General features: G+C 26.0%; 24 protein-coding genes and 1 pseudogene. 15 read left to right on the top strand and 10 right to left on the bottom strand.

Going from position 1 to position 24,193, the window contains the following annotated elements; all coding sequences use genetic code 11:
- Positions 1 to 11: 11 nt before the first annotated feature.
- From BRSU_RS01590 to hisA, 3 genes are all read right to left on the bottom strand, one after another.
- Entirely contained in the window at positions 12 to 521 is a 510-nt protein-coding gene (locus BRSU_RS01590) for a bactofilin family protein (RefSeq protein WP_048593466.1), read from the bottom strand.
- A gap of 87 nt (positions 522 to 608) precedes the next feature.
- On the bottom strand, positions 609 to 1,562 hold the full coding sequence (locus BRSU_RS01585) for an FkbM family methyltransferase (RefSeq protein ID WP_048593465.1): 954 nt from the start codon (positions 1,560 to 1,562) through the stop codon (positions 609 to 611).
- A gap of 236 nt (positions 1,563 to 1,798) precedes the next feature.
- Positions 1,799 to 2,515 (bottom strand): 1-(5-phosphoribosyl)-5-[(5-phosphoribosylamino)methylideneamino]imidazole-4-carboxamide isomerase, encoded by a 717-nt coding sequence (gene hisA / locus BRSU_RS01580; RefSeq protein WP_048593464.1) that lies wholly within the window; start codon positions 2,513 to 2,515, stop codon positions 1,799 to 1,801.
- Between the two features lie 141 nt (positions 2,516 to 2,656).
- Between hisA and BRSU_RS01575 the strand changes: the two genes are divergently transcribed.
- Together BRSU_RS01575 and BRSU_RS01570 are read left to right on the top strand one after the other, a co-directional pair.
- Positions 2,657 to 3,676 (top strand): AAA family ATPase, encoded by a 1,020-nt coding sequence (locus tag BRSU_RS01575; RefSeq protein ID WP_048593463.1) that lies wholly within the window; start codon positions 2,657 to 2,659, stop codon positions 3,674 to 3,676.
- A 924-nt stretch (positions 3,677 to 4,600) separates the two neighbouring features.
- Entirely contained in the window at positions 4,601 to 5,242 is a 642-nt protein-coding gene (locus BRSU_RS01570; protein ID WP_048593462.1) for an SGNH/GDSL hydrolase family protein, read from the top strand.
- 86 nt (positions 5,243 to 5,328) lie between these two features.
- On the opposite strand, the gene leuS is transcribed toward BRSU_RS01570, so the two are convergent.
- Positions 5,329 to 7,890, bottom strand: coding sequence for a leucine--tRNA ligase (leuS, locus tag BRSU_RS01565; protein WP_048593461.1), 2,562 nt, complete (start codon positions 7,888 to 7,890; stop codon positions 5,329 to 5,331).
- 129 nt (positions 7,891 to 8,019) lie between these two features.
- Here leuS and BRSU_RS01560 point away from each other — a divergent pair, with 129 nt between their 5' ends.
- The 3 genes from BRSU_RS01560 (at position 8,020) to BRSU_RS01550 (ending at position 11,778) form a co-directional block, all read left to right on the top strand.
- Positions 8,020 to 9,321 carry an ATP-binding protein gene (locus tag BRSU_RS01560; RefSeq protein ID WP_245158026.1) on the top strand — a complete coding sequence of 434 codons (1,302 nt, stop codon included), beginning with the start codon at positions 8,020 to 8,022 and terminating at the stop codon, positions 9,319 to 9,321.
- A 5-nt stretch (positions 9,322 to 9,326) separates the two neighbouring features.
- The gene (locus BRSU_RS01555) at positions 9,327 to 9,878 is read left to right on the top strand and encodes a hypothetical protein (protein WP_048593460.1); all 552 of its coding nucleotides are present in this window, start codon (positions 9,327 to 9,329) and stop codon (positions 9,876 to 9,878) included.
- 649 nt (positions 9,879 to 10,527) lie between these two features.
- Positions 10,528 to 11,778, top strand: a complete 1,251-nt coding sequence (locus BRSU_RS01550) for an NAD(P)-dependent alcohol dehydrogenase (RefSeq protein WP_048593459.1) — start codon at positions 10,528 to 10,530, stop codon at positions 11,776 to 11,778.
- A 91-nt stretch (positions 11,779 to 11,869) separates the two neighbouring features.
- On the opposite strand, the gene BRSU_RS01545 is transcribed toward BRSU_RS01550, so the two are convergent.
- The 3 genes from BRSU_RS01545 to BRSU_RS01535 are packed head-to-tail and all read right to left on the bottom strand — an operon-like array spanning position 11,870 to position 14,225.
- Positions 11,870 to 12,484 carry a rubrerythrin family protein gene (locus BRSU_RS01545; protein WP_048593458.1) on the bottom strand — a complete coding sequence of 205 codons (615 nt, stop codon included), beginning with the start codon at positions 12,482 to 12,484 and terminating at the stop codon, positions 11,870 to 11,872.
- A 35-nt stretch (positions 12,485 to 12,519) separates the two neighbouring features.
- On the bottom strand, positions 12,520 to 13,161 hold the full coding sequence (locus tag BRSU_RS01540) for a class I SAM-dependent methyltransferase (RefSeq protein WP_048593457.1): 642 nt from the start codon (positions 13,159 to 13,161) through the stop codon (positions 12,520 to 12,522).
- Positions 13,162 to 13,196: 35 nt separating this feature from the next.
- The gene (locus tag BRSU_RS01535; protein ID WP_048593456.1) at positions 13,197 to 14,225 is read right to left on the bottom strand and encodes an aldose epimerase family protein; all 1,029 of its coding nucleotides are present in this window, start codon (positions 14,223 to 14,225) and stop codon (positions 13,197 to 13,199) included.
- Between the two features lie 168 nt (positions 14,226 to 14,393).
- Between BRSU_RS01535 and BRSU_RS01530 the strand changes: the two genes are divergently transcribed.
- The 10 genes and pseudogenes from BRSU_RS01530 (at position 14,394) to BRSU_RS01480 (ending at position 21,529) form a co-directional block, all read left to right on the top strand.
- Entirely contained in the window at positions 14,394 to 14,705 is a 312-nt protein-coding gene (locus BRSU_RS01530) for an ArsR/SmtB family transcription factor (RefSeq protein WP_048593455.1), read from the top strand.
- 26 nt (positions 14,706 to 14,731) lie between these two features.
- Positions 14,732 to 15,775: an ACR3 family arsenite efflux transporter gene (gene arsB / locus BRSU_RS01525; protein ID WP_048593454.1), complete on the top strand. Its 1,044-nt coding sequence runs from the start codon at positions 14,732 to 14,734 to the stop codon at positions 15,773 to 15,775.
- A gap of 51 nt (positions 15,776 to 15,826) precedes the next feature.
- Positions 15,827 to 16,840 (top strand): permease, encoded by a 1,014-nt coding sequence (locus BRSU_RS01520; RefSeq protein ID WP_048593453.1) that lies wholly within the window; start codon positions 15,827 to 15,829, stop codon positions 16,838 to 16,840.
- A 377-nt stretch (positions 16,841 to 17,217) separates the two neighbouring features.
- A pseudogene (locus BRSU_RS14730) lies at positions 17,218 to 17,529 on the top strand (thioredoxin family protein).
- 85 nt (positions 17,530 to 17,614) lie between these two features.
- Complete coding sequence (gene sec1, locus BRSU_RS01510) at positions 17,615 to 17,932, top strand: thioredoxin-like selenoprotein Sec.1 (RefSeq protein ID WP_245158024.1); 318 nt, start codon at positions 17,615 to 17,617, stop codon at positions 17,930 to 17,932.
- Between the two features lie 27 nt (positions 17,933 to 17,959).
- The gene (gene sec2 / locus BRSU_RS14280) at positions 17,960 to 18,301 is read left to right on the top strand and encodes a thioredoxin-like selenoprotein Sec.2 (protein ID WP_245158023.1); all 342 of its coding nucleotides are present in this window, start codon (positions 17,960 to 17,962) and stop codon (positions 18,299 to 18,301) included.
- 185 nt (positions 18,302 to 18,486) lie between these two features.
- Entirely contained in the window at positions 18,487 to 19,113 is a 627-nt protein-coding gene (locus BRSU_RS01495; protein ID WP_048593449.1) for a bifunctional 4-hydroxy-2-oxoglutarate aldolase/2-dehydro-3-deoxy-phosphogluconate aldolase, read from the top strand.
- Positions 19,114 to 19,254: 141 nt separating this feature from the next.
- Positions 19,255 to 19,833 carry a tetratricopeptide repeat protein gene (locus BRSU_RS01490; protein ID WP_048593448.1) on the top strand — a complete coding sequence of 193 codons (579 nt, stop codon included), beginning with the start codon at positions 19,255 to 19,257 and terminating at the stop codon, positions 19,831 to 19,833.
- 138 nt (positions 19,834 to 19,971) lie between these two features.
- Positions 19,972 to 20,526, top strand: coding sequence for a DJ-1 family glyoxalase III (locus BRSU_RS01485; protein ID WP_048593447.1), 555 nt, complete (start codon positions 19,972 to 19,974; stop codon positions 20,524 to 20,526).
- 16 nt (positions 20,527 to 20,542) lie between these two features.
- Entirely contained in the window at positions 20,543 to 21,529 is a 987-nt protein-coding gene (locus tag BRSU_RS01480) for a sugar phosphate nucleotidyltransferase (RefSeq protein WP_048593446.1), read from the top strand.
- A gap of 55 nt (positions 21,530 to 21,584) precedes the next feature.
- Here BRSU_RS01480 and BRSU_RS01475 read toward each other — a convergent pair whose 3' ends face one another.
- The 3 genes from BRSU_RS01475 to BRSU_RS01465 are packed head-to-tail and all read right to left on the bottom strand — an operon-like array spanning position 21,585 to position 24,189.
- On the bottom strand, positions 21,585 to 22,016 hold the full coding sequence (locus tag BRSU_RS01475) for a hypothetical protein (protein WP_048593445.1): 432 nt from the start codon (positions 22,014 to 22,016) through the stop codon (positions 21,585 to 21,587).
- A gap of 2 nt (positions 22,017 to 22,018) precedes the next feature.
- Positions 22,019 to 23,458 (bottom strand): spiro-SPASM protein, encoded by a 1,440-nt coding sequence (locus tag BRSU_RS01470; protein WP_048593444.1) that lies wholly within the window; start codon positions 23,456 to 23,458, stop codon positions 22,019 to 22,021.
- Positions 23,459 to 23,481: 23 nt separating this feature from the next.
- Positions 23,482 to 24,189 carry a hypothetical protein gene (locus BRSU_RS01465; RefSeq protein WP_048593443.1) on the bottom strand — a complete coding sequence of 236 codons (708 nt, stop codon included), beginning with the start codon at positions 24,187 to 24,189 and terminating at the stop codon, positions 23,482 to 23,484.
- Positions 24,190 to 24,193 lie beyond the last annotated feature (4 nt).

The raw sequence follows: 24,193 nt of genomic DNA, 5'->3' as shown, positions 1-24,193 counted from the left end.
ATACACCTTAATTAAAAAATACTATTATTTGAATTATTATTATCTGTATTATAAGAGTCATAACTATTATAAGTATTATTATCTGATGAGAAATTATTATCAGAAGTGTTATTATTTTCTGAAGCCTCATCTTCAATTTTTATACCTGTAAAAGATTCATGCACTACTTTTGTGATATCTTTTTTCTGTCCGCCTGTAATAGTCATTTCTCCCTGTATAACAGCACCTTCTCCTACATCTATTTTAGGAGCTTCTATATTTCCTAAAACTCTTCCTGTTTCTATCAATATAACTTCTTTTTCAGCTGCAATATTACCAATCAAAGTACCTGCTATTGTGATACTTTCTGTTATAATAGTGCTTGTTTTTACCTTACCATTAGGTCCTATAATTAAATGTCCATCTATTTTTAATTCACCTTCAAATTTTCCATCTATTTGAAAAGAACCTTTTACGATAAAAGTTCCTTTAAAAGATGAACCATCTCCTATAACACTGTTTACCATGTCTTTTCTTGCCATAGATTTAATCTCCTAAAGTTTCATTTTATAAGTTTAGTTATAAAAAGTCAATATTATATATTAGCCTACAATAATTATAACATAATTTTATTTTTTAGGTATACAAAAAAGTATTGTCTCTCCTCCCCAAGGAGAAAATGTTCTTATATAATATTCGTAATTTTCTGTTATTTCTTTTATAAATACAGGAACTTTATAAAAATCCTCCATAAAAAGCTCTCCTCCATGATATACAGCAATGGCAAGAGACGGACGAAATTTTTTTATTGTATTTAATGCCCCTTCTAATATATGTTTTTCAGCTCCTTCAACATCCATTTTCAAATAATCTATTCTTTCTATATTATTACTTTCAACAAATTCATCTATTGTAATAGCTTTCATCTTAACGGCAGGAGTATTAGGAGTCATAGATACAAAATCAATAGTTTCATTTTTATTAGAAAAAAGAATATTTTCTAAAATAACATTATTCAATTTGTACTTTTCTTTCATAACTTTTAATGTTTCAAAAGCATTTATATCAGGTTCAAAAGCATAAATCTTTGCATTATCATTACATTTTTTAGAAAAGAAGTAAGCAGTATCTCCTTTCCAAGCTCCAACGTCAAATACTACGCTATCATTGCTTACTTCAAATATATCTTTTATATTATACTGCTCAAGTCCGAATATATAAAAAAGTAAAAAATTTTCTATTTCACTAGGATATTTATATTTCTGTAAACCAAATAAAAATCTCTTTAATCCCCAAGAAAATATATTGATAGAGCCGTACTTAATACTTAATTTTATTTTTTCTTTTGAATTTGTATAAGCATCTCTATAAAACGATAATAAATATCTATATCTCACTATCTTTTTAAATAAATCTTTAGAATAAGGCTCTTCAAGCATATTATAAAAAATATCAAAGCTATTATTATTTTTTTCATTCATCATAGCTTTTATAAAATTATCATTATTTTCTATTTTTTCTATTTCTTCTTTACTGAAGTTTTTATTTACTATTTTTCTGCATTCTTCTAATATATTATTCATATTATTGCTAATAAAAATTGTTCGCTAATCACCTCTAGCAAATAAATTTGCTAGACGCTCACAATTTTTATGATACCCCCCAAAAAATTAATAACTGCATATAAAAAATATTGCTAATAAAAATTGTTCGTTAATCATCTCTAACCGCCTTTGGCGAATTTGCTAGACGCTCACAACTTTTATAATCCCCAAAAAAATTTAGCAATTATATACAACACTATTATTACAATATTAAATTACTGCTTTGCTATTTCTATTATTCTTTTCAAATCCATTCTACCTTCATATATAGCTTTTCCAACTATAGCCCCATTAATTTTCATATCTCTTAATTTTATAATTTCTTCTTCAAATGTAACACCGCCTGAAGCTATTATATTACATGAAATTTTTTCTCTTAACTCTTTATAAATATCCAAATTAGTGCCGGAAAGTTTGCCGTCTTTTGAAATATCTGTATATATAATAGTATCTATTCCCATGCTATCCAATTTAATACAAAATTCAACAGAATCTTCTTTTTTTATCTCTTTCCATCCCTTAACAGCTATCATTCTATCTCTTGAATCAATAGAAACTGCTATATGCTCTTTATACTTATTGATCATGTTATTAGTAAAATCAATATTTTCAACAGCTGCAGTTCCTAATATTGTTCTTTTTACCCCTATATCCAAATATTTTTTTATAGTTTCTTCATTTCTTATACCGCCGCCTACTTCTACAAATAAATCACATTTTTTTATTATTTTTTCTATTGTTTTAAAATTGATAGTTTCTCCGTCGCTTGCCCCATCTAAATCAACAACATGCAAATAACTGCTTCCGCTTTCAATAAAAAAATCCAAAACTTCTAAAGGATCTTTAAAATAAGTTGTTTTATTATCATAATCTCCTTCTACAAGTCGTACAACCTCTCCATTTTTCAAATCTATCGCTGGCAGTATATACATTTTTAATCCCCTAAAATATTATATTGATAATTGTATTTATTATAGCATATAATTTATAAATGTAAAAATTAATAAACTCTATTTTTTTCTCAAAACTCCGATATTTAATTTTAGATTAATTTAAATTCAATGGATTTTTTTATGATTAAAGACTTATATATAGAAAATTTTAAATGTTTTAACAAAATTAAAATAGATGATATAAAAAAAATAAATTTCTTAGTAGGAAAAAATAATTCCGGAAAAACTACTATACTTGAAGCCTTAATGCTTATTTTATCAGAATCCCGTATTAATGTAATAGAAAATATAAAAACTATTAGCAGATTCAAAGAAAATAAAACTGAAATAAAAACATTATTTTATAATTTTGATTATAACAACAATATAAATTTTAATTATAATAAATATGATAATACAAGCTACAATATAAATATTAGCCCAGTATTAAAAGATAATAAAATACCTAAAGATGATAATATAGAATTAAACTATAATACTATAATCAACAATGATGACACTATAGAAGAAAAAAAATTAAATATTCCAAACATCAATAATACAATATATATGATGAATAAAAAAACTGATAATGTAGGAAATAGAGAAGAAACATATATAACAAGTAATATAGAATATAATACATTAACAGCATATTTAATAGAAATCTTAAAAAATAAAAATGAAGAGCCTATAATAGAAATGCTTTCATTTTTCAATAAAAATATAAAAGCAATAAGTGTACTTAACAATGATATTTATATTAATATTGAAGGAATGAATAAATTAGTAATATTGAATTTAATGGGTGAAGGATTAAAAAAATATTTATCTATAATACTTCCTATAGCTGCAAATAAAAATAATGTGATTTTAGCAGATGATATAGCCAGCTCTTTAGACAATGAAACAGCTAAATATCTATTTAAAAGCATTTTAAATTTAAGCAGAAATAATGATATGCAAATGTTTTTCACAATCAATAATTATGAAACATTAAAACTTTTACATGAAACAGTAAACGATAGTGAAGAGTTTAATGATATAAAAGACTCAATAAACATTATAAACATAGCAAATACCGAAGAAGAAGGTTTTAAATCTTATAATTATAATGTTGATAGTGCAAGGGAATTTGTAGAAAATAATTCTAATCAATAATAAATTTTTATTTGCGGTAGTATTTATCTAAAATTAATTAGGTAATACTTCCACAAATATATAAAAAATATAAATTTATCATATACACTCCACAGCCATAACAATACTATGAATATAGATTAACTATAAATTACATACATAAATAATTACTTTTGTTAACTTTTGTATATACATAAACAACTATATTTTGTCGGAAATAATTTTTTTAAATTTTAAATATCTGCAGGGCTTTGCCCTTACGAAATACACAGCGTGCAGCACCCCACTTCTTTTGCGACCGAAGGAAGTACTGCGACTGAAAGGAGTACCTGACGAAGTCCACTGTAAGTGTAGGTGTGGTATTGCCACATACGAAGTACGCCTACGGCGAGAAGCTATATCCTCGATAAACTTGGATACGCTTCGCGAAAGACTATATTTGGCTTAAATTTAACAAATTATTTTACATGCAGTACAATTTTAGTATGATTTAATACTAATTTTATACTTGCACTTTCGCGAAGCGTGCCTGCGGCAGCAACTTTTTGCGGCGGGAAAAAGTTGAATAAAAAAATTGACAAACTTAAAAATTTTAAATCTAATAAAAACTTGGTGGGGCTGTAATTTCTGATTAAGCTATAAGTACAATAAAAATTATTATTTAAAAATAAAATAAAATAAAATAATAAAGAATAAAGGGCGGGGTATGTAATTAAAGCTAAATAGAAAATATTAAAAATATGTTTATCAATAATTAATATTGACAAATATATTTTTATTAGTATTATTGCTAGCGATAAACTCGCTTAAATGTAGCTGACAACTAAAGTTATCAGCTGCTCGTTTATCGCTTTAAAAAATTAATAGCATAATTAATATATAAACTTATATTAGTAATATTAATAATAACAAAAAATAAAATTTACTTAATAGGACATTAAAATTATGATAAATATATTATGTTATGGTGACAGCAACACATTTGGTTCTATACCAATGGCAAATAAGAGATATTCCATAGATGAAAGATGGACAGGAATATTACAGAATATTTTAGGCAACGATTATAGGATTATTGAGGAAGGTTTGGGAGGCAGAACAACAGTATTTGATGATCCATTTGAACCTGGAAGAAATGGAATTGCATATATAGAAATATCATTAGAAACACATAAACCATTAGATTTAGTTATACTATCTTTGGGTACGAATGATGTAAAGGCACATTTTTCTGCTACTTCTAATTTAATTGCTAAAGGAATGAAAAGACTTATATTCAAAATTAGAAATAGCGAGGATCCAATGGGATATAAAAAGCCTGAAATTTTACTGCTTGCCCCTCCTCCAGTGGGAGATAAAGTTGATATTGTTAATGATTTTTCAGGATTTAATCAAAATTCTGTACAAATATCTAAAGAATTAGCTTCCAAATATAAATTGCTCGCCGAACAAGAAAAAGTTCATTTTTTTGATTTAGGAAGTATAGTAAAGCCTAGTGAAAAGGATCAAATACATCTTGATAAAGAATCACATAAAATAATAGCTGAAAATTTAGCTAGAGAAATAAAAAATATTTTTAATAAATAATAATATTTGATTTATAATATAAACTACAAAAAAGAGTATAGACTTTTAATCCATACTCTTTTTTATTATTTCAAATTAATTATATTTTATTTTACAACGATGTTTACAAGTTTTCCTTTAACATAAACAACTTTAACAATGTTTTTGCCGTCTGTGAATGCTTTAACTTTTTCACTTGATAATGCCTGAGTTTTTGCATCATCTTCGCTTATATTAACATCAGCTTCTACCCTATCTCTTATCTTACCATTAACTTGGAATACAAGCTCGAATGTATCATCTTTGCAATACTGTTCATCATGCTCAACCCAGCTTTCTTCAAGTATCATTTTTCCGAAGTTTAATATCTGATAAAGTTCTTCTGTCATATGAGGAGCTATAGGATTAAGAAGTATTAAATATCCTCTTATAACTTCTTTAAACATAGCATAATCATCATTATTAGCTAATTTTATTACAGACATATCATTCAAAAGCTCCATCAAAGCAGCAATTGCAGTATTGAAATGGAATCTGTCTTTAATATCTATTGTAACTTTCTTAATAGTTTTATTATATTTTCTGAATAATTTTTGTCCTTCTTTTGAAAGATTATTATAATCAAATGATTTGCCGCTTTTGAATGCTTCTTCATCTTTGTATTTGAGGAATAAGTTCCAAATTCTGTTTAAGAATCTTGAAGAACCTTTAACACCTTCATCAGACCATTCCTTATCTTTTTCAGGAGGAGCAACAAACATAACAAATATTCTAACAGCATCGGCACCGAAAAGCTCTATAATCTCAGCAGGATCAACACCATTAGCTTTTGATTTAGACATCTTTTCCATTTTTATTATTATATCTTCTCTTTTAATACCGTCTTTCTCATACTCTTTATTATTCATTTGTTCCTGAGTATAGAATTTCTTTAACTCTCTTGATTCATAACTATTTGCTAAAACCATACCTTGAGTGAGAAGTCTATTGAAAGGCTCATCACCTTTAACAAGTCCTATATCTCTCATAAACTTGTACCAGAATCTTGAATATAAAAGGTGCATACAAGCATGTTCAATACCTCCTATATACTGATCAACTCCAAGCCAAGCATTTGCAATATCAGAATCGAAAGGCATTTGAGTGTTATGAGCATCTGTATATCTAGCATAATACCAAGAACTGCATGTGAATGTATCCATAGTATCAGTTTCTCTTCTAGCCTTGCCGCCGCATTTAGGACAAGTAGTATTAACGAATGATTCTGATTTTTTAAGAGGGTTATCTCCAACTGTAAACTCTATATCCATAGGAAGTGTTATAGGTAATTCGCTTTCAGGTACAGGAACAACACCGCATTTCTCACAATGTACAAATGGTAAAGGATTTCCCCAATATCTTTGTCTTGATATGAGCCAATCTCTAAGTTTATATTGAACTTTCTCTTTTCCAAAGCCTTTTTCTGTAGCATACTCTATTGCTCTTTTTATAGCATCTCTTGAAGAAAGTCCATTTAAAATATCTGAATTAACAACTGTACCGTCTTCAGTATAAGCCTCTATCATGTTTTCAGCTTTTAAAGAATTATCAGCATTTTGTATAACAACTTTTACAGGAATATTGTATTTTTTAGCAAATTCAAAGTCCCTTTGGTCATGAGCAGGAACAGCCATTACAGCACCACTACCATACTCAGCTAAAACGAAATTAGCAGCATATAAAGGAGCTTTCTCTCCATTAAATGGATTAACTACATATCTTCCAGTAAATACACCTTCTTTCTCATAATCTGTTTTTTGGTCAATCTTAGCAGACTTTTTAATAAACTCTTCTACAGCACTTTTTTGTTCAGGAGTACACATATCTAAAAGTCCGTCATAGTTCCAAGCTATAGCCATATAAGTAACACCGTAAATAGTGTCCGGGCGAGTTGTAAATATAGGAAACTCTTTGCCGTCATCTAAATTGAAATTAATATAAGCACCTACACTTCTTCCTATCCAGTTTTTCTGCATAGCTATAACATTATCAGGCCAATAACCTTCTAATAATTTCAAATCTGCATCTAATTGTTCTGCATAATCAGTAACTTTTATATACCATTGTTCAAGTTTCTTTTTAGTAACTTCTCCGTCACATCTCCAGCAAGTACCTTCAGGAGTAACCTGTTCATTTGCAAGTACTGTATTACAATGATCGCACCAGTTAACATCTCCGCCTTTTCTATATAAAAGACCTTTCTCATACATTTTTAATATGAACCATTGTCCCCATTTATAATAATCAGGCAAACAAGTAGTAACTTCTCTATCCCAATCATAGGAATATCCAAGCAAGTTTAACTGATCTTTCATATTAGCAATATTTTTCAAAGTCCATTCAGCAGGGTGAGTTTTATGTTCTATAGCAGCATTTTCTGCAGGCATACCGAAAGCGTCCCAGCCCATTGGGTGCAAAATATCATATCCTAACAGTTTATAGTATCTAGCTATAGAGTCAGCTATAGTATAATTAGAAACATGCCCCATATGCATTTTTCCAGATGGATACGGAAACATTTCTAGTACATAATATTTTTTGTTTGTAGGTTTAGATACTGTTTTGAAAGACTGATTATCTTTCCAGAATTTCTGCCATTTCTTTTCAATGGTAGTAAAATTATATTCCATGATTAACACTCCGTAGTTTGTTTGATAGATACTATTAATTTTTATTAAAATATTAAAATTTAGTTTACATATTTTTAATGTCGAAAATTATATTGCAAATTCATATATTTTTCAAGTATTATAAATTATATGACATTTATAAAAATAATCAATTTAATATTAATATATATTGATCTTTTATCCGATACAATTAATATTATGGAAAGTAATAAAATAGAAAATATAAAAATATCGAATATTACAGTTTTTAAATATGCTGATATAAATGTATCAAAAGGGTTAAATGTTTTTATAGGAAAAAATGGTACAGGAAAAACTCATTTATTAAAAATTATAAATTGTTTAGATAATAATTTTTATAATATAGATGAAGTTATAGATATAAATTCATTTGATTTTAATTTTGATATTGATTTAGATAATGATGAAATAAAAACAATAAAAATCAATAAAATAGACGAAAAACTATCTCCTTTTGGACAAGATGCTTTTAAATTACTAAAAATGGATTTAGATAATGAAGATTTAGATAATGAAGATTTAGATAATATAGAAAGTAATACATTAAAAGATTTGTTAGATATGATATTTGATAATGAAAAAGCTAAAAAATTTTTTAATGATACGGAATGTTTTTTTAATAAGTATTTTTATATAAAAATTAATGATACCATTAATCTAAAAATAAAAAATCTATTTCTAAAACCTAAAAAAAATATAAATAATTATAATTTATTTTTATCATTAGAAAATAATGATAATTATCTATTTCAAAATAAGAAGTTCACATTTATTCCATGTAAAGATATGTTAAGTTATTCTAATGGTTTTACAGCTCTTTATGATAAAAGAGATGTTAATTTTGAACCTATTTATTATAACATTTTAAAAAAAGCTGAACTTCCTAAATTAAGATCATTAGATAAAAAATTAGAAAATATAGCTATGGATATAGAAAATGCCATAGGAGGAAAAACTGTTTATAAAAATAATAGTTTTTTTATTAAATATAATCATATAGGAGAAGTTTCTTTTGATATGGTGGCAGAAGGTCATAAAAAACTTGCTCTTTTATATACACTGATAATGAATGGTGAAATAGATGAAAATACTATTTTATTAGTAGATGAACCAGAGTCAAACTTAAATCCTCAGCTAACTGATTTGCTTGTAAAAATTCTTTTAGATTTATCAAGATTGGGCTGTCAAATATTCATTGCTACACACAATGATTTTATTCTTAATGATATAGAATTGCAAAGAAAAAAAGATGACGAAATAATGTTTCACTCTTTTTACTTTGACGATGATAATATTAAAGATGGTGTAAAAGTGGAAAGTAATGAAATATTATCAAATTTATCATATAATCCAATAGAAGCTAAGATTATAAAACAACATAATGAATCTATAGATAAAATGTTTGAGTAACAAATATGGCAAATTTAATAAAAGATAATTTCACAATATCCTACGAAGATAATATTCAAATAGTAGATCCTGAAGAAAAAGAAAATAGAAAAGAAAAAATAAATCAATATTCTCATTGCTTAAGTAATGTAGACTTAATTATAAGGTTAGATGATAAAATATTATTTATAGAATTAAAAAATTTTAATAATGTTTCTCAACATGATTTTAAAGAAGTATTAAATAGTTTTAAAATAGATAAACCGCTTAATAAAGAATCAATAATTTATGAATTAATACAGAAAGGAAGAGGAAGTTTTATTAAAGAATATAGTTCTGAAAATATAAATGATAAAGATATATATTATTTTATAATATTTAGTTTAAATTTTAAAATTCGTGATCCTAGATTTATAAAAAACATTAATAATGCTATACAACAAAATTTACCCCTTATTAAAAACGACTGCATATATAGAAAACCATTTATTAAAAGTGCAGCAATGATAACAGTAGATGATTGGATAGAAAGAGCTAAAAATATAGGTGCTGGTAAAATTAATTTTAGCACCATATAAATATTTACATATCATTTATTTTATTTATTAATTATTTTTAATTTTTCAATTTTAATAAGCAAATAAAAAATAAAAAGTACAACACAGCAATTATTAAATATAAAAACTAACTCTACGTACGGTTAATGAAATTTTATATATAATAAAAATTAACATTCAAAACCAATTTATATTTATAATGCCATTCTCCGTGCGGTGTAGAAATTCAAAATCTAAAAAAATCTAGGGCGGGCGTTATACTAAAAATTTTTAAGTTTGTAATTTTTTTATTGTTCTTTTTCCCGCTGCATACGCTCTGCGTGACTGCGGCAAGGTTTAACCTAAATTTTAGATGTTAACACATACTTAATACATATTGAATAATACAAGGTTGTAATACTTGCGTTTTTTGCAACTTTTTTGTGCGGCAAAAAAGTTGATAATACATTTGAAAAATATCAAAATTGACAAAATATAGTTGTCTAGGTATATACTAACAGTAAAAACTAAAAAGAATAATAGAACAATAATAACAAAGAAAACTATAAAACAAAATGGGCGGGAATTAGAATAAAATTAAATATATGAAGAAATTTAAAAAATTGCTTGACTCTGGAGTTTACTTCAATGATATAATATAATTATAGAAATTTATGAAGGAGATTATAAAATGAAAAAAGCTATATTAATTATAATGATAGCAATATTATATGTGCTGTCATGTAATGATTCATCAAATGCACAAACAAGCGTAAATAATCAAAATAATAATGCGGTTAATAATCAGAATAATTCTTCAAACGCAATGTATAATCAAGAATTGAAAAAAGCCCCTATCAATATACAGACCAATGCAAACGGCAGAGTAAAAACAAGAGGCTTTGCAGCAATTTCAGCCAATATGGATTTTAAATACCATGAGTTTACAAGGCATGCTGTAGGAAGCAATGATGTTTTGATAGAAATACTTTATGCCGGAATATGCCATAGCGATATACATGTTGTAGAAGGAAAATCAAGCAATACTCCACTTGTAGTAGGACATGAAATAGCAGGTAGAGTCGTACAGGTTGGAAATGCCGTAACAAAATTCAAAGTTGGAGATTTTGCAGGCGTAGGCTGTATGGTAAACTCATGCGGACAATGCGAAAGCTGTTTGGATAATTTAGAACAGTACTGTTTAAATAGAGCTGTTTATACTTACGGATCAAGGGATAGATTCCATAATAATGAAATCACTCAAGGCGGATACTCTGATAATATAGTAGTGTCTGAAGATTTTGCAATACTTATACCAGATAATGCCGAACTAGATAAAGTTGCTCCGCTTCTTTGTGCTGGAATTACAACTTATTCACCTATACAAGTTATGAATGTACGAAAAGGCGATAAAATAGGTATTGCAGGATTCGGAGGACTTGGTTCTATGGCTGTAAAATATGCAGTTAAATTAGGTGCAGAAGTTACAGTATTTGATATAACAGAAGATAAAAGACAAGATGCTTTAAATATGGGAGCTGTAAAGTATGTTAATGTTAATAATGCAGAAGATTTAAAAAATGTTAACAATACTCTTAATTATATAATAAGTACAATTCCAGCTTATTACGATGTCAATATGTATATGCGTATGCTTAAAAGAGGCGGTACTATGTGTTTATTAGGTCTTCCACGTACTTCAAAAATGCCTACTCTTATAGCTATGATAGGTCAACATGGCAGTAAAAAATTATTTGGTTCACTTATAGGAGGCATAAAAGAAACTCAGAAAATGCTTAACTATTCTATAGAAAATAATATTTATCCTACTGTAGAAATAATAAAAGCAGATGCTCAAACTATATCAGATGCTTATAGAAAAGTTATAGACGGAAAAGTAAAATTCAGATATGTAATAGATATGCGTACTATAAACAAATAACTTGTAAAAATTTAATACTATATAAAAAATAAAGGCTGTAGGTATAACACTTTCAGCCTTTTATTTTTTTATATTTTTAATTATAGATTAATTATTTATATTCTTTAAGTGTATTTTTAGAACTGCCGCATATAGGACATTTATCAGGTGCTGAATTGGCTTCAACATAACCGCAAGTTTCACATAAATAATATTTCTCTGCTAATGGCTTATTATTTTGCAAATTGCTTATGGCTTGAGTAAATAAAGCATTATGTGATTTTTCTGCTTTTATTATATTATTAATCTCATTTGCCATTTCTTTTTTATTATCTTTATTTACTACTTTCAATAATTCAGGATACATTTTCGTATATTCATAAGATGTCATTGATTGAGCTGATTTTAAATTTTCAATGTCCGTTCCTACTTTAGGATCTCCTACTTGAGCTTGTAAAATGGTGTCTGTTATCTTATCTTGAATGGCAGCATTATATAAAATATTAGCATGCCAAGATTTTGAATCAGAAACAGCTTGAAATAAATTAACTATAGCTTTATTTTTTGAAGCTGCAGAAAATTTAGCATAAGCAAAAGAAGAATTAATTTCTACATCATAAGCTATAGACACAGCTTCTAAAGTATTATTAGCAGTTTTTGGAGTTTGAGAATATACTAAAAAACTGAAAATCAAAAAAATAGAAATTATTAATAATCTTTTTAACATAAATTCTTACTCCTTAATTTATTAAATATATTTTATCATAATATATCTACAAATACAGAAAAATCATTTGATAAATATTCATCAGATATTTTTATTTGGCATTTTAAATCCAAATCTTTTACTATATCGCAAACCATATTGAATACTTCATCTTTTTTATAGTAGTAATATTTATCACCATATTTTTCTTTGCATGAAATATCAAGCAAATTGAAGCATACGCCTTTCCTAGCAGCAATTAAAAAATCTCTAACAGCATTTTTCAAAAACTCTTCATTGTTGCCAAGATTAAGATTAAATATACCGGAAGAATATATATAATCAAAATCATCTTTTGTATCAGAATTCTTAAAAAAATCTATAGTCATAAATTGAGGATTAATATTTTTAAATTTCTTATGCTTAGCTCTTTCAATCATCTCAGGCATTATATCAATACCAATATAATAAGTATTAATATTCTGCTTATCTATGTATTCGGCTAAATGTCCAAGTCCGCATCCAACATCAAGTAAAATTGACTTTCTTATATCGAAATGACTAAGCAAAGCAGAAAATCTAGCCTCCTGAGCGTTCTGAGATTCCCAATCCAAAACTTTGTACTCTGGTATATTAAAATCTTTTACCCTTTCTATATAATGTTCTATTATTATTGACTTTTTATTGTTATTATCCATATATATTTCCAAAAATATTTTATAATTCTTTATTGTTATTTTAATGACAATTTATATATAGTCTTATGACTGTAATTTCTATCCGGATCAAATATTATACTTGGAAAATGAGGAAAGTTTACAGCACCAGGTAAATACTCTGTTTCAAAACAAAATGCATTATGTTTATTCAAAACTGTATTTCTAACTTCTCTATTATTAAGCATATTGCCTGAATAGAAATGCATAGCAGGTTTTGTAGTATATAATTCTAAGCATATTCCTGTTTTTTCACTATAGCATGAAGCTCTTAATTTATTTAAATTATTCTCTTCTTCATTGGTATGAGACAATATATTTTTTTCATTAAACATAAAGCAGTTATCATAACCATTTGCTTTTTCTATATCAGCACCTATTTTTTTTGTTTTAGTAAAATCAAAAGGAGTATTTTCTGTTTTTAAAATCTCACCTGTAGATACGCATTCATCTGTTACAGGCAAATAAAATGAAGAATCTATAAACAAATCATGATCATATATAGTGCCTTCTCCATTGAGATTCCAATAAGCATGATTTGTAAGATTTATAGGTGTAGGAGCATTAACTGCAGCAAAATATTCTATAATTATTTCATTATCATCTGTTAAAGAGTATGTTATATCTATATCAGCATTGGCAGGATAACCTTCATCGCCTTCATTTGAACTATAGCTGAATAATACAGAATGATTATCCAAAACCTTAGAATCAAATTTTTGAAATGATATTCCTTTATCGCCGCCATGTAAATGATGTTTTCCATTATCATTTTTAGTTAATTTATATGTTTGTCCATCAAGTGTAAATTCTGCATTTATTGTTCTATTAGCTATTCTTCCAACAGAGGCTCCTATATAATCATGCGGATTCAAGTAAAATGAATAATGATCGCTTCCAAATGACACCTGCACTTCATTTCCGTTTTTATCTTTGAAAAATACACCAACTATTGAAGCACCGATATCTGTAAGTTTTAATATCATATCATTTTCATTTTTTAATTCATATAAAAGATATCCGTTTCCAAAATTTTTAACTTGCATAATAACAAACTCCATATTTTATATAGTAATAATATATTATACCATTATACAGCATTATTTCAATAATATAAAAAAAGATAAAAAACATATTGATATTTATCGATATGTATGCTATATTAACACATTGATAAACTTCGATATATAAAAATTAATAAGGATACTATTAATATGAAAGACTATAAAAAAGAAGCAGTAATATTCAAAGCATTCTGCGATGAAAACAGACTTCAAATATTAGATATGATTAAAGACTCTGAAATATGTGCATGCAAACTTTTAGAAGAATTAAAAATAGTGCAGTCTACATTATCTCATCATATGAAAATATTATGCGATGCTGAAGTAGTGATACCAAGAAAAGAAGGCAAATGGACTTATTACAGTATAAATAAAGAAGGTTTTGAAAGAGCAAAAAATGTTTTGAATTACTATTCATCAAAAATTACTAAAGACAAAAAAATAAAAACTCTATGCGATTAAAAAATAATATTTAGGAATATACTATAATGAAAAATAAAAAAGAATCTATAAGTTTTTTTCAGAAATATTTAACTTTATGGGTATTTATATGTATGATTATAGGAGTATTAATATCTAAATTCCTGCCTATAATCCCAAATACACTAAATAAATTTGAATATGCAAATGTTTCTATACCCATAGCAATATTAATATGGCTTATGATATATCCTATGATGATGAGTGTAGATTTTCAAAGTATAAAGAACGTTACAAAAAATCCGCAGGGGCTGTTTGTTACTTGGATTGTAAATTGGCTTATAAAACCTTTTACCATGTTTTTTATAGCTTCTTTCTTTTTTTATACTATACTCAATAATTTTATACCAAAAGATTTAGCAAAAGAATATTTAGTTGGTGCTGTACTTTTAGGAGCTGCTCCATGTACTGCTATGGTATTTGTTTGGAGTGCATTAACAAATGGAAATCCATCATATACTGTAGTGCAGGTTGCAACTAATGATTTAATAATACTTATAGCATTCGTTCCTATAGTAAAATTTTTATTAGGAATATCGAATGTTACAGTTCCTTGGGATACATTATTTTTATCTGTTGTGTTATTTGTATTTATACCATTAACAGCAGGAATTATTACAAGAGTTTATGTATGCAGTAAAAAAGGAATAGAATATTTCAATAATATTTTTATACATAAATTTGATAATATTACAATAATAGGCCTGCTATTAACATTAATATTATTATTCAGCTTTCAAGGAAATGTAATACTATCTAACCCTATTCATATAATTTTGATAGCAATACCTTTAATATTACAAACCTTTTTAATATTTTTTATAGCATATATTGCAAGCTATTTATTAAAACTTCCTCATAATGTAGCGGCACCTGCAGGAATGATAGGGGCATCAAATTTCTTTGAGCTTGCTGTTGCCGTAGCCGTATCATTATTCGGAGTTAATTCTGGAGCGGCACTTGCAACAATTGTAGGCGTATTGGTAGAAGTACCTGTAATGCTTACTCTTGTAAAAATAGCAAATGCCACAAAAAATAAATTCAAAAATTAATAATAAGAAATTAACAATATAATTTTTTTAATAAATTAGGAGTTATAAAAAATGGAGATTATAAAATCAATATTCATCTTTATACAAGATCAAATAATATCAATGAAATGGCTTAATACTTTAATAGGAAACATATTAAATAATTTTGCCTTATCAGAAACAGTTAAAGGAATAATACAATTTTTTATTTATGATGTCGTAAAAATATTTGTGCTGTTATCAGTACTAATATTTTGTATATCATATATTCAATCTTATTTTCCACCTGAAAGAACTAAAAAAATATTAAGCAGATTTAAAGGAATATCAGCAAATATATTGGCTGCCCTTTTCGGTACTGTTACACCATTTTGCTCATGCTCATCAATACCGCTTTTTATAGGATTTACTTCTGCAGGAATACCTATTTCAATGACATTTTCATTTTTAATATCATCGCCTCTTGTAGACTTAGCTTCTTTAATACTTTTATCAAGCATATTCGGTATGAAGATTGCAATTGCTTATGTTGTAGTAGGACTTGTACTTGCTGTTGCCGGAGGTACTTTAATAGGTAAACTTAAAATGGAAAAATATTTAGAAGACTTTATAAAAAATATAAAAGTAAATAATACAGAAATAGCAATACAAACTATGACTAAAAAAGAAAGATTAATGTATTCAAAAGAACAGGTTATAGAAACTATAAAAAAAGTTTATTTATACATTTTTATAGGAGTTGGAATTGGAGCTTTTATTCATAATGTTATACCGTCTGAATGGATAAATACAATACTAGGAAAAAATAATTGGTATTCTGTGCCTTTAGCTTCTTTGGTAGGAATTCCAATGTATGCAGATATATTCGGAACTTTACCTATAGCAGAAAGTTTATTTTATAAAGGTGCAGGACTTGGTACTATTCTATCATTTATGATGTCAGTTACTGCCTTATCTCTGCCTTCTATTATTATGCTTAAAAAAGCTGTTAAAATGCCTCTTTTAATATTTTTTGTATTTATAGTAACTTTAGGAATAATTATTATTGGGTACTTATTTAATAATTTTTATTTTCTTTTTGTATGATTTATTTTTAGTAGATACTAAAAATTTTTAAGTTTGTCAATTTTTTTATTCAACTTTTTCCCGCCGCAAAAAGTTGCTGCCGCAGGCACGCTTCGCGAAAGTGCAAGTATAAAATTAGTACTAAACAATACTAATTATGTTTTACATGTAAGATAAAATATTAAATTTAAGCTAAAACATAGCTTTTCGCCTACCATAGGCACACTTCGTGAGGTGGGCTGTACCTGTAGCAATAAAAGAAGTGGTGGCTTACCCTACTGGTACGATTCGCGGTGGACAAAGCCTCAGATATAAAAACAAAAATATAAATTTATTTTTGACAAAATATAGTTGTTTAGGTGATATCAATAATAAAAAACTATAAAAAGGAGTAAATTATGTTTTTCAATAACAATAAAAAATAACAATGCAGCTGCGGAAGCTTATGTCAAACATCATCTGAAGAAAATGCAAGAATAAAAATATTAGGTACAGGCTGTAATAACTGTAAAAAATTGGAAGAAAACACATTGAAAGCTTTGAAAGATATGGGACTTAGTTTAACAGTAGGACATATTTATGATATAGAAAAAATAGCTTCTTATGGAGTTATATCCACACCTAGCCTAGTATTAGATGAAAATGTATTATCTTATGGTAAAGTACTAAATAAAGATGAAATAATTGAACTATTAAAAGATAAATTGTAAAAAATGTATGATTTTTTTTATTTTTAAATTTGCAATTATTTCATATATACCTATAATATGTATATACTAACTTTGGAGGTATATTATGGCTATAGAAAAAATACAATTTGGCTGAGGATGTTTGCCTGACCCTCTAGAGGATGAGGGTATAGAAAGAGAAATAGAAAAAATACTGCTTTTAGGAAATGATGATGAAAATTCTCTTGATATGCTTGATAATTTAAGAAGAGCTATATTGGATTTAAATTTGGACTTATCCATAAAATATACAGACAGTAAAGGAACTATGTCATATTATGGTGTTATGACTTTACCTGCTCTTATTGTAAATGATGAGCTTATATCTTATGGAGAAGTTTTGGATAGGGAAAAAATAGTAAATATTTTAAAAGAAAAATTATAAATATTAAAAAATTTTTAAGGAGATAATATGTCATTAAAAGATATTTTATTTGGAAAAGGCGGATGCGGCTGAGGACCTGCTATTACCCCCTTCGTTGAAGAGGAAACAACAAAAGAATCGCCTATAGAGGCTAGAGTAAAAATATTAGGTACAGGCTGTGCTAATTGTAAAAAGCTAGAAGAAAATACAATAGCTGCCATAGAAGAAGCAAAACTTGATTTGGCTATTAAATATGTGGAAGATATGGCTGAAATAGCTTCTTATGGAGTAATGTCTACTCCTGCCCTATTATTAGATGATAAAGTTCTTTCTTATGGTAAAGTATTAAGCAAAGAAGAGATCATTAAAATTCTAAAAGAAAATCTATAATATTTTTTTATTCTCTAATATCAAAAGGAAGGTTAAATATTCATATATTTAACCTTCCTTGTTTATATAGCATAGATACTGTCTAAAAATAAATACAAATCTTTGCATGAATAATTATGTTATTTACTTTAATAATTAAGCATGATAGATTATTAATTATAGTTTTACATTTTACGGAGTTTTTTATGTTAGAAAAATATATACAAAATAAAATAGTACCTGTAGTAGTAGTAGAAAATGAAGAAGAAATAAGAAATATAGCAGAACTTTGTTTGGAATTTCTTCCTTCTATAGAATTAACTTTAAGAACAGAATATGGATATAAAGCTTTAGAAATATTGGCCAAAGACTACCCTGATTTGCCAAGATCTGCTGCTACTGTTTTAAATACAGAACAAGTTGATAGAGTACTTGATTTGGGAACTAATATAATAATAAGCCCAGGATTTCAGCCTATAATGCTTGAATATGCCAAAAAGAAAAATTATTATTATATACCAGGTGCCGCAACTCCTTCTGAAGTAGAACAATGTTTAGCTTATGGATATAAATATATCAAATTCTTTCATGCTGGTTTATACGGAGGAATTAATTGGATAAAAAATATAGCTTCGGTTTATCAGCATACAGGAGTAAAATTCATGCCTTTAGGCGGTGTAAGTATTGATAATGTAAAAGAATATTTGCAAAACAAAAATGTATTTGCCTGCGGCGGTTCTTGGCTATGTCCTAGAAACTTAATGAAAGAAAAAAATTGGAAAGAAATAAAAAGAAGATTTGAAGAAGCCAATAAATTAATAAAAGAATTATAAAATTAATAAAAGTTTTTATATTTTTCTATGTACTTTATATGTAAGTGAATATAAATTTATATAAAAATAAATTTGCATTCACTTATTATTTTTTGTATAATTTCTATATTATAATTTTTAACATTTAGGATAATATATAATATGATTAGTGAAGAAAATAAATATTTTTATAGTGCATTAAATAATATTCAAAATAAAAAATATGATGAAGCTATCAATGATCTGCTTAAAGTCATAGAATTAGATAATGATAATTTAGATGCTTATCATAATCTAGCAAGAGCTTATTATGAGATAAAAGATTATGATAAAGCAATAGATACTTATAATAAATCTATAGAAATATATCCGCATGACAGCGATACATATTATTACAGAGCAGAAGTTTATATTGATAAAGAAGATTATGATAAAGCTATAGAAGATTTGGAAAAAGCCATTTTAAAAAATAAAGCCTATTCTGATGCTTATTATTTAATGTCAGTAGTATATAGAAAAAATAAAAAATATAAAAAAGCAATAAAATATCTAAAAGAAACATTAGAATTTAATCCTGAAGATTATATAGCATATTATGATTTATATAAACTCTATGATATTATTTCAAAACATGAAAAAGATGAGGAAATAAAAGAAAAATATATTCTTAGATCAAAAAAATATTTAAAAAAATCAGCTGATTTAGGATATGAAAAAGCCATAGAAAAATTAAATAACTAATATAGTAATTATAATACACTATTTAAATTTTAAATTAAATAATTTTCATTACAATATAAAAAAGAATTGCTTGCAATATTATGAATATAAACTATTATATAATTAAGAGGAAAATTATGATAAAAAGGAGATTATAACATGTCCAAAAAAGTTTTAGTACCTTTAGCTGAAGGAGCTGAAGAAATCGAAGCTGTAACTATTGTTGATGTTCTAAGAAGAGCAAATATAGAAGTTGTAACTGCTTCTTTAACTAATGATTTAGAAGTAAAAGGCTCCCATAATATTTATTTAAAAGCAGACACTACTTTAGAAAAAATATTAAATTATGATTTTGATGCTATAGCACTTCCAGGCGGAATGATAGGCATGAATAATTTAAAAGCAGATATGAGAATTTTAGAAAAACTTAGAAATATGCATGAAAATAAAAAGCTAGTATCTGCAATATGTGCTTCTCCTATAGTATTAGGTGAGGCTGGCGTTATAAATGGAAAATATACTTGCTACCCTAGCTGCGAAGTTCATGTAAAAGGCGGAGAATATGTAGAAAAAGATTTAGTAGTTTGCAATGATAATGTTATAACTTCTAAAGGTCCTGCTACTACAGTATTCTTTGCTTTAGAAATAGTAAAATATTTAAATGGATCTAATGAAGAATTAGCAAATGCTTTATTAATACCATTAATTAAATGATTATAAGGATTAAAAATTGAAAGTTATTATACCAGCAGCCGGAGAAGGCACTAGATTAAGACCACATACTATAACAAAACCTAAACCAATACTTCCTATAGCAGGTTCTACCATTATAGATTTTATAATGACTGAAATATCTTCAATACAAGATCTAGAAGAAGTTATATTTATAGTAGGTTATTTAAAAGATCAGATGATTGAATACTTATCTGAAAAATATAAAAATATAAAACTTACATTTGTAGAACAAAAAGAGTATAAAGGTTTAGCTCATGCAATATCGCTTACAAAAGAGCATATAAAAGATGATGATAAAATATTTATCATTTTGGGAGATACAATATTTAAATTGAATCTTTCAAATATAGTAAGCAAAAATGAAAATTCGCTTGGGGTATGCGAAGTTGATAATCCAAGCAGATTTGGAGTAGCTATATTGAATGAACAAGGTGTTATAACAAAATTAGTTGAAAAACCAAAAGAACCTATAAGTAATTTGGCTCTTACAGGTATGTACAATATAGTTAATACCAAAGAGTTATTTGAAGCGATAGACTATATTATCAAAAATGATATAAAAACCAAAAATGAATACCAGCTTACAGATGCTTTAGAATATATGATAAAAAATTCAATCATATTTAAAACATTTAAATTAGACGGATGGTATGATTGCGGTGAAAAATCTACTATGATAGAAACAAATAAATCAATTATAAAACATAATATATTAAGCAAAGGTATAAAAGACACTGCTATAATACCTCCTGTATTTATAGATAAAGATGTAAAAATAGAAAATTCTGTAATAGGACCATATGTACATATAGGAAAAAATTCAAAAATAGAAAATTCTATATTAAAAAATAGTATTATATTTGAAGAAGTAAATATATCCAATGCCTTTATGGATAATTCTATAATATCTGAAAAAGTAACATACAAAGTAAAAACTCATTCAATGGATATAGGAGCTTCTATCACTATAGAACAGAACTAATTTTTAATAAAAAAGTTAGAAAGGAAGTGCTTAAATCAACAAGTACTTCCTTTTTTTATAATGTAGCATTCATAAAGGCCATTACAATAAACTGCAAAAAACTCACAAATAGAAATATTCCTGTATCCATTATTAAAAGTGAATACGGATAATTAGTAAGAAGTATTGAAAATCTCACTTTATCTGCTATTATCAAAGATGAATATGTTAAAAATCCTATAATTAGTTTTAAATGCTCTTTCAAAGGCACAAAATGAGAAAATACCATAAAAAATAATGCTATTAGTAAACTTTGAATAAAAGAAAAAAACTCAAAATAGTACATCATTTTTATTCTATTATTCCAATTACGAACACCTGGCAATATTTCTCTTCTATAATAAAATTTTTTAACAGATTGAAATTCTAATATGAATCTGGTTGCTAAAAATCTTACTACGTAACAAGCTAAAACAAATTCTAAATATTTTACTATTATATTTTCCATAATCAAAAATTATATAAATACCATTCATCACAATTCTTGCAAAAATCTAATTTCTTGCAAACATTCTCAATAAAATAATTTTCAAGTGTCTTCCATATATTATCTATATTCTCTTCATATATAGAAGCTATTTTATTTTCTTTGTTTATATCGAATCTACAAATATAAACATCTCCGTAGCTATCTATAAATAAATCTCTAGCTAAATGCCAGCAACCTATATTAATTAAAGGAGCCATATCGCCTATTCTATTATCATCTATAATACCTCTATAATTATAATATTTCTGCATTATGATATCCACTTTGTATTTATCGAAATATTTATAATATGAAGCTAAATAATCAAAATTATCCTTTTGCTTAGTTATCTGTAAATAAGTATTTTTAGGCTCTCTAAGCAAATAATAGTCTATATTAGACATGATAGTTTTTATATCGCCATTATCATATATCTTATTATAAACATCTTCTTCTACAGTATCTAAATGTATTATAACATGAAGATTATTCCTTTCTGACTGCATAGATAATAATTTTTTAGCATTATCACTATCAAGAAGCAAGGCATTAGTTTCTAAATATACATTAACATTTTTATTTCTTGTAGAATATTCTAATATATCAAAAACATCTTTATTTAAAAGCGGTTCATAATAACTTCCTATAGACATATGGAAATCGCCGCAAAAATCATAAAGTTTATCATAAATAGTTTTAAACTCATCTAAAGTAATATTTTTTTCTTCTTTTGAAAGCTCATTTTTTATAATTTCATTCTTCAATAAATATTTATTTAATACATTTTGTCTGTTATTAATATCTATTTCTACAAATGAAGGCAATGTCCTTCTGATACTTGGATTTTCTTCTATTGCCTTAACCATTTCATTATAATCTTTATAATTGATAAGTTTTTTTATTAAAATAGCATTTCTTTTACTATCAGCAAAGAGAGAAAGTCTATAATATCTCATATCATGTTCAGATATAAGTATTTCTATTTCAAAAAAGTTAGGATCAACAAATACAATATTATTTATAGCATTTTCAGATACTTTAATATCTTTAGTTTTTATTATATTAAATAATTTTTCAAAAGCAGTTCTTCTTATTATAAAAGGTACTATACCTGCAGGATAATTTTCACCATAACTAAAATATGATATATTTTTCTCATGTATATTAGTTAATTTAACAGTTTCATATTCATTAAATAAAGGCATATTTCCCGGTATGTAAATTATATTGTCATAATTTTCACTTTCTTTATATATATTGTTCAAATAATTTTCTATTTTTTCAATATCATTATTTTCTATATATTTAACATCACAGTTTAATTTTTCTTTTAAAATATTAATCTTATCATTGAAGATATTATCAAATTCTTTAGAAAACTCATTGGAAAAAGTTTTATCAGCTAATATTAAAAAACTCATCTTTTACCTCTTATAAAAATTAATTAAATATAATCCATAATATTATCAGGACTTCTTGATATCAAGCCGCATACTTTACATATATACAAATTCTTTTCTGCATTATTATCATAATCAAGAACATCTATATCCTGCAAATTACTAATATCATTATTTACTATCTTCGATAAATTAGAAGCTCCGCAATAGGAACATCTGTAAATTAAATCTTCTGATATATCATCTATATATATTCTTTCATATCTTTTATTCTTTGATGAAAATCTTATTCTATTATTTATATATCTATGAGGAAAAATTTCTATATATTCATCTAAAGTGATTTTTTTTAATGAATTAGATTTTATATTATCTATTTCATTTTTACCTATCATTAAAGAACTAAACTGATTCATAGAAATATTATGTAAATTAATTAAATCATTAAATTTTTCATTAGTAAGTTCATAATTATCCAAAGTTATATATTCAGGATAATCGCTTACAATAAGTTTTAATTCTTCTCTATTTTCTTTAAAATATCCAAATTCTCCAAATAAATATTTATCATCTTTATGATAAGCAAATAATCCAATCAAAGAATCATCAGTTTCATAACTATCATTTCCGCTATAAGAATAATCAGCATATAAGACATTATCAAAACTTTTTATATATCTAATAACAGGATCATCATCATATAATTTATGAATAATTTTTTCTTCGCCTAATATATTTTCTATATCTTTCATAAAT

The organism is Brachyspira suanatina (genome assembly GCF_001049755.1).
Taxonomy (GTDB): domain Bacteria; phylum Spirochaetota; class Brachyspiria; order Brachyspirales; family Brachyspiraceae; genus Brachyspira; species Brachyspira suanatina.
The sequence above is the reverse complement of the archived record's forward strand: the minus strand, read 5'-3'. Positions and strand labels throughout refer to the sequence as shown.

What these genes read in the sequence shown, in the direction of transcription:
- BRSU_RS01540 (WP_048593457.1), bottom strand. Translation starts at nt 13,161, where the DNA reads ATGGATAATAACAATAAAAAGTCAATAATAATAGAACATTATATAGAA.
- BRSU_RS01495 (WP_048593449.1), top strand. Translation starts at nt 18,487, where the DNA reads ATGTTAGAAAAATATATACAAAATAAAATAGTACCTGTAGTAGTAGTA.
- BRSU_RS01555 (WP_048593460.1), top strand. Translation starts at nt 9,327, where the DNA reads ATGGCAAATTTAATAAAAGATAATTTCACAATATCCTACGAAGATAAT.
- BRSU_RS01475 (WP_048593445.1), bottom strand. Translation starts at nt 22,016, where the DNA reads ATGGAAAATATAATAGTAAAATATTTAGAATTTGTTTTAGCTTGTTAC.
- BRSU_RS01590 (WP_048593466.1), bottom strand. Translation starts at nt 521, where the DNA reads ATGGCAAGAAAAGACATGGTAAACAGTGTTATAGGAGATGGTTCATCT.
- leuS (WP_048593461.1), bottom strand. Translation starts at nt 7,890, where the DNA reads ATGGAATATAATTTTACTACCATTGAAAAGAAATGGCAGAAATTCTGG.
- BRSU_RS01485 (WP_048593447.1), top strand. Translation starts at nt 19,972, where the DNA reads ATGTCCAAAAAAGTTTTAGTACCTTTAGCTGAAGGAGCTGAAGAAATC.
- BRSU_RS01490 (WP_048593448.1), top strand. Translation starts at nt 19,255, where the DNA reads ATGATTAGTGAAGAAAATAAATATTTTTATAGTGCATTAAATAATATT.
- BRSU_RS01530 (WP_048593455.1), top strand. Translation starts at nt 14,394, where the DNA reads ATGAAAGACTATAAAAAAGAAGCAGTAATATTCAAAGCATTCTGCGAT.
- arsB (WP_048593454.1), top strand. Translation starts at nt 14,732, where the DNA reads ATGAAAAATAAAAAAGAATCTATAAGTTTTTTTCAGAAATATTTAACT.
- BRSU_RS01520 (WP_048593453.1), top strand. Translation starts at nt 15,827, where the DNA reads ATGGAGATTATAAAATCAATATTCATCTTTATACAAGATCAAATAATA.
- BRSU_RS01470 (WP_048593444.1), bottom strand. Translation starts at nt 23,458, where the DNA reads ATGAGTTTTTTAATATTAGCTGATAAAACTTTTTCCAATGAGTTTTCT.
- BRSU_RS01535 (WP_048593456.1), bottom strand. Translation starts at nt 14,225, where the DNA reads ATGCAAGTTAAAAATTTTGGAAACGGATATCTTTTATATGAATTAAAA.
- BRSU_RS01570 (WP_048593462.1), top strand. Translation starts at nt 4,601, where the DNA reads ATGATAAATATATTATGTTATGGTGACAGCAACACATTTGGTTCTATA.
- BRSU_RS01545 (WP_048593458.1), bottom strand. Translation starts at nt 12,484, where the DNA reads ATGTTAAAAAGATTATTAATAATTTCTATTTTTTTGATTTTCAGTTTT.
- BRSU_RS01465 (WP_048593443.1), bottom strand. Translation starts at nt 24,189, where the DNA reads ATGAAAGATATAGAAAATATATTAGGCGAAGAAAAAATTATTCATAAA.
- BRSU_RS01575 (WP_048593463.1), top strand. Translation starts at nt 2,657, where the DNA reads ATGATTAAAGACTTATATATAGAAAATTTTAAATGTTTTAACAAAATT.
- BRSU_RS01585 (WP_048593465.1), bottom strand. Translation starts at nt 1,562, where the DNA reads ATGAATAATATATTAGAAGAATGCAGAAAAATAGTAAATAAAAACTTC.
- hisA (WP_048593464.1), bottom strand. Translation starts at nt 2,515, where the DNA reads ATGTATATACTGCCAGCGATAGATTTGAAAAATGGAGAGGTTGTACGA.
- BRSU_RS01560 (WP_245158026.1), top strand. Translation starts at nt 8,020, where the DNA reads ATGACATTTATAAAAATAATCAATTTAATATTAATATATATTGATCTT.
- BRSU_RS01550 (WP_048593459.1), top strand. Translation starts at nt 10,528, where the DNA reads ATGAAAAAAGCTATATTAATTATAATGATAGCAATATTATATGTGCTG.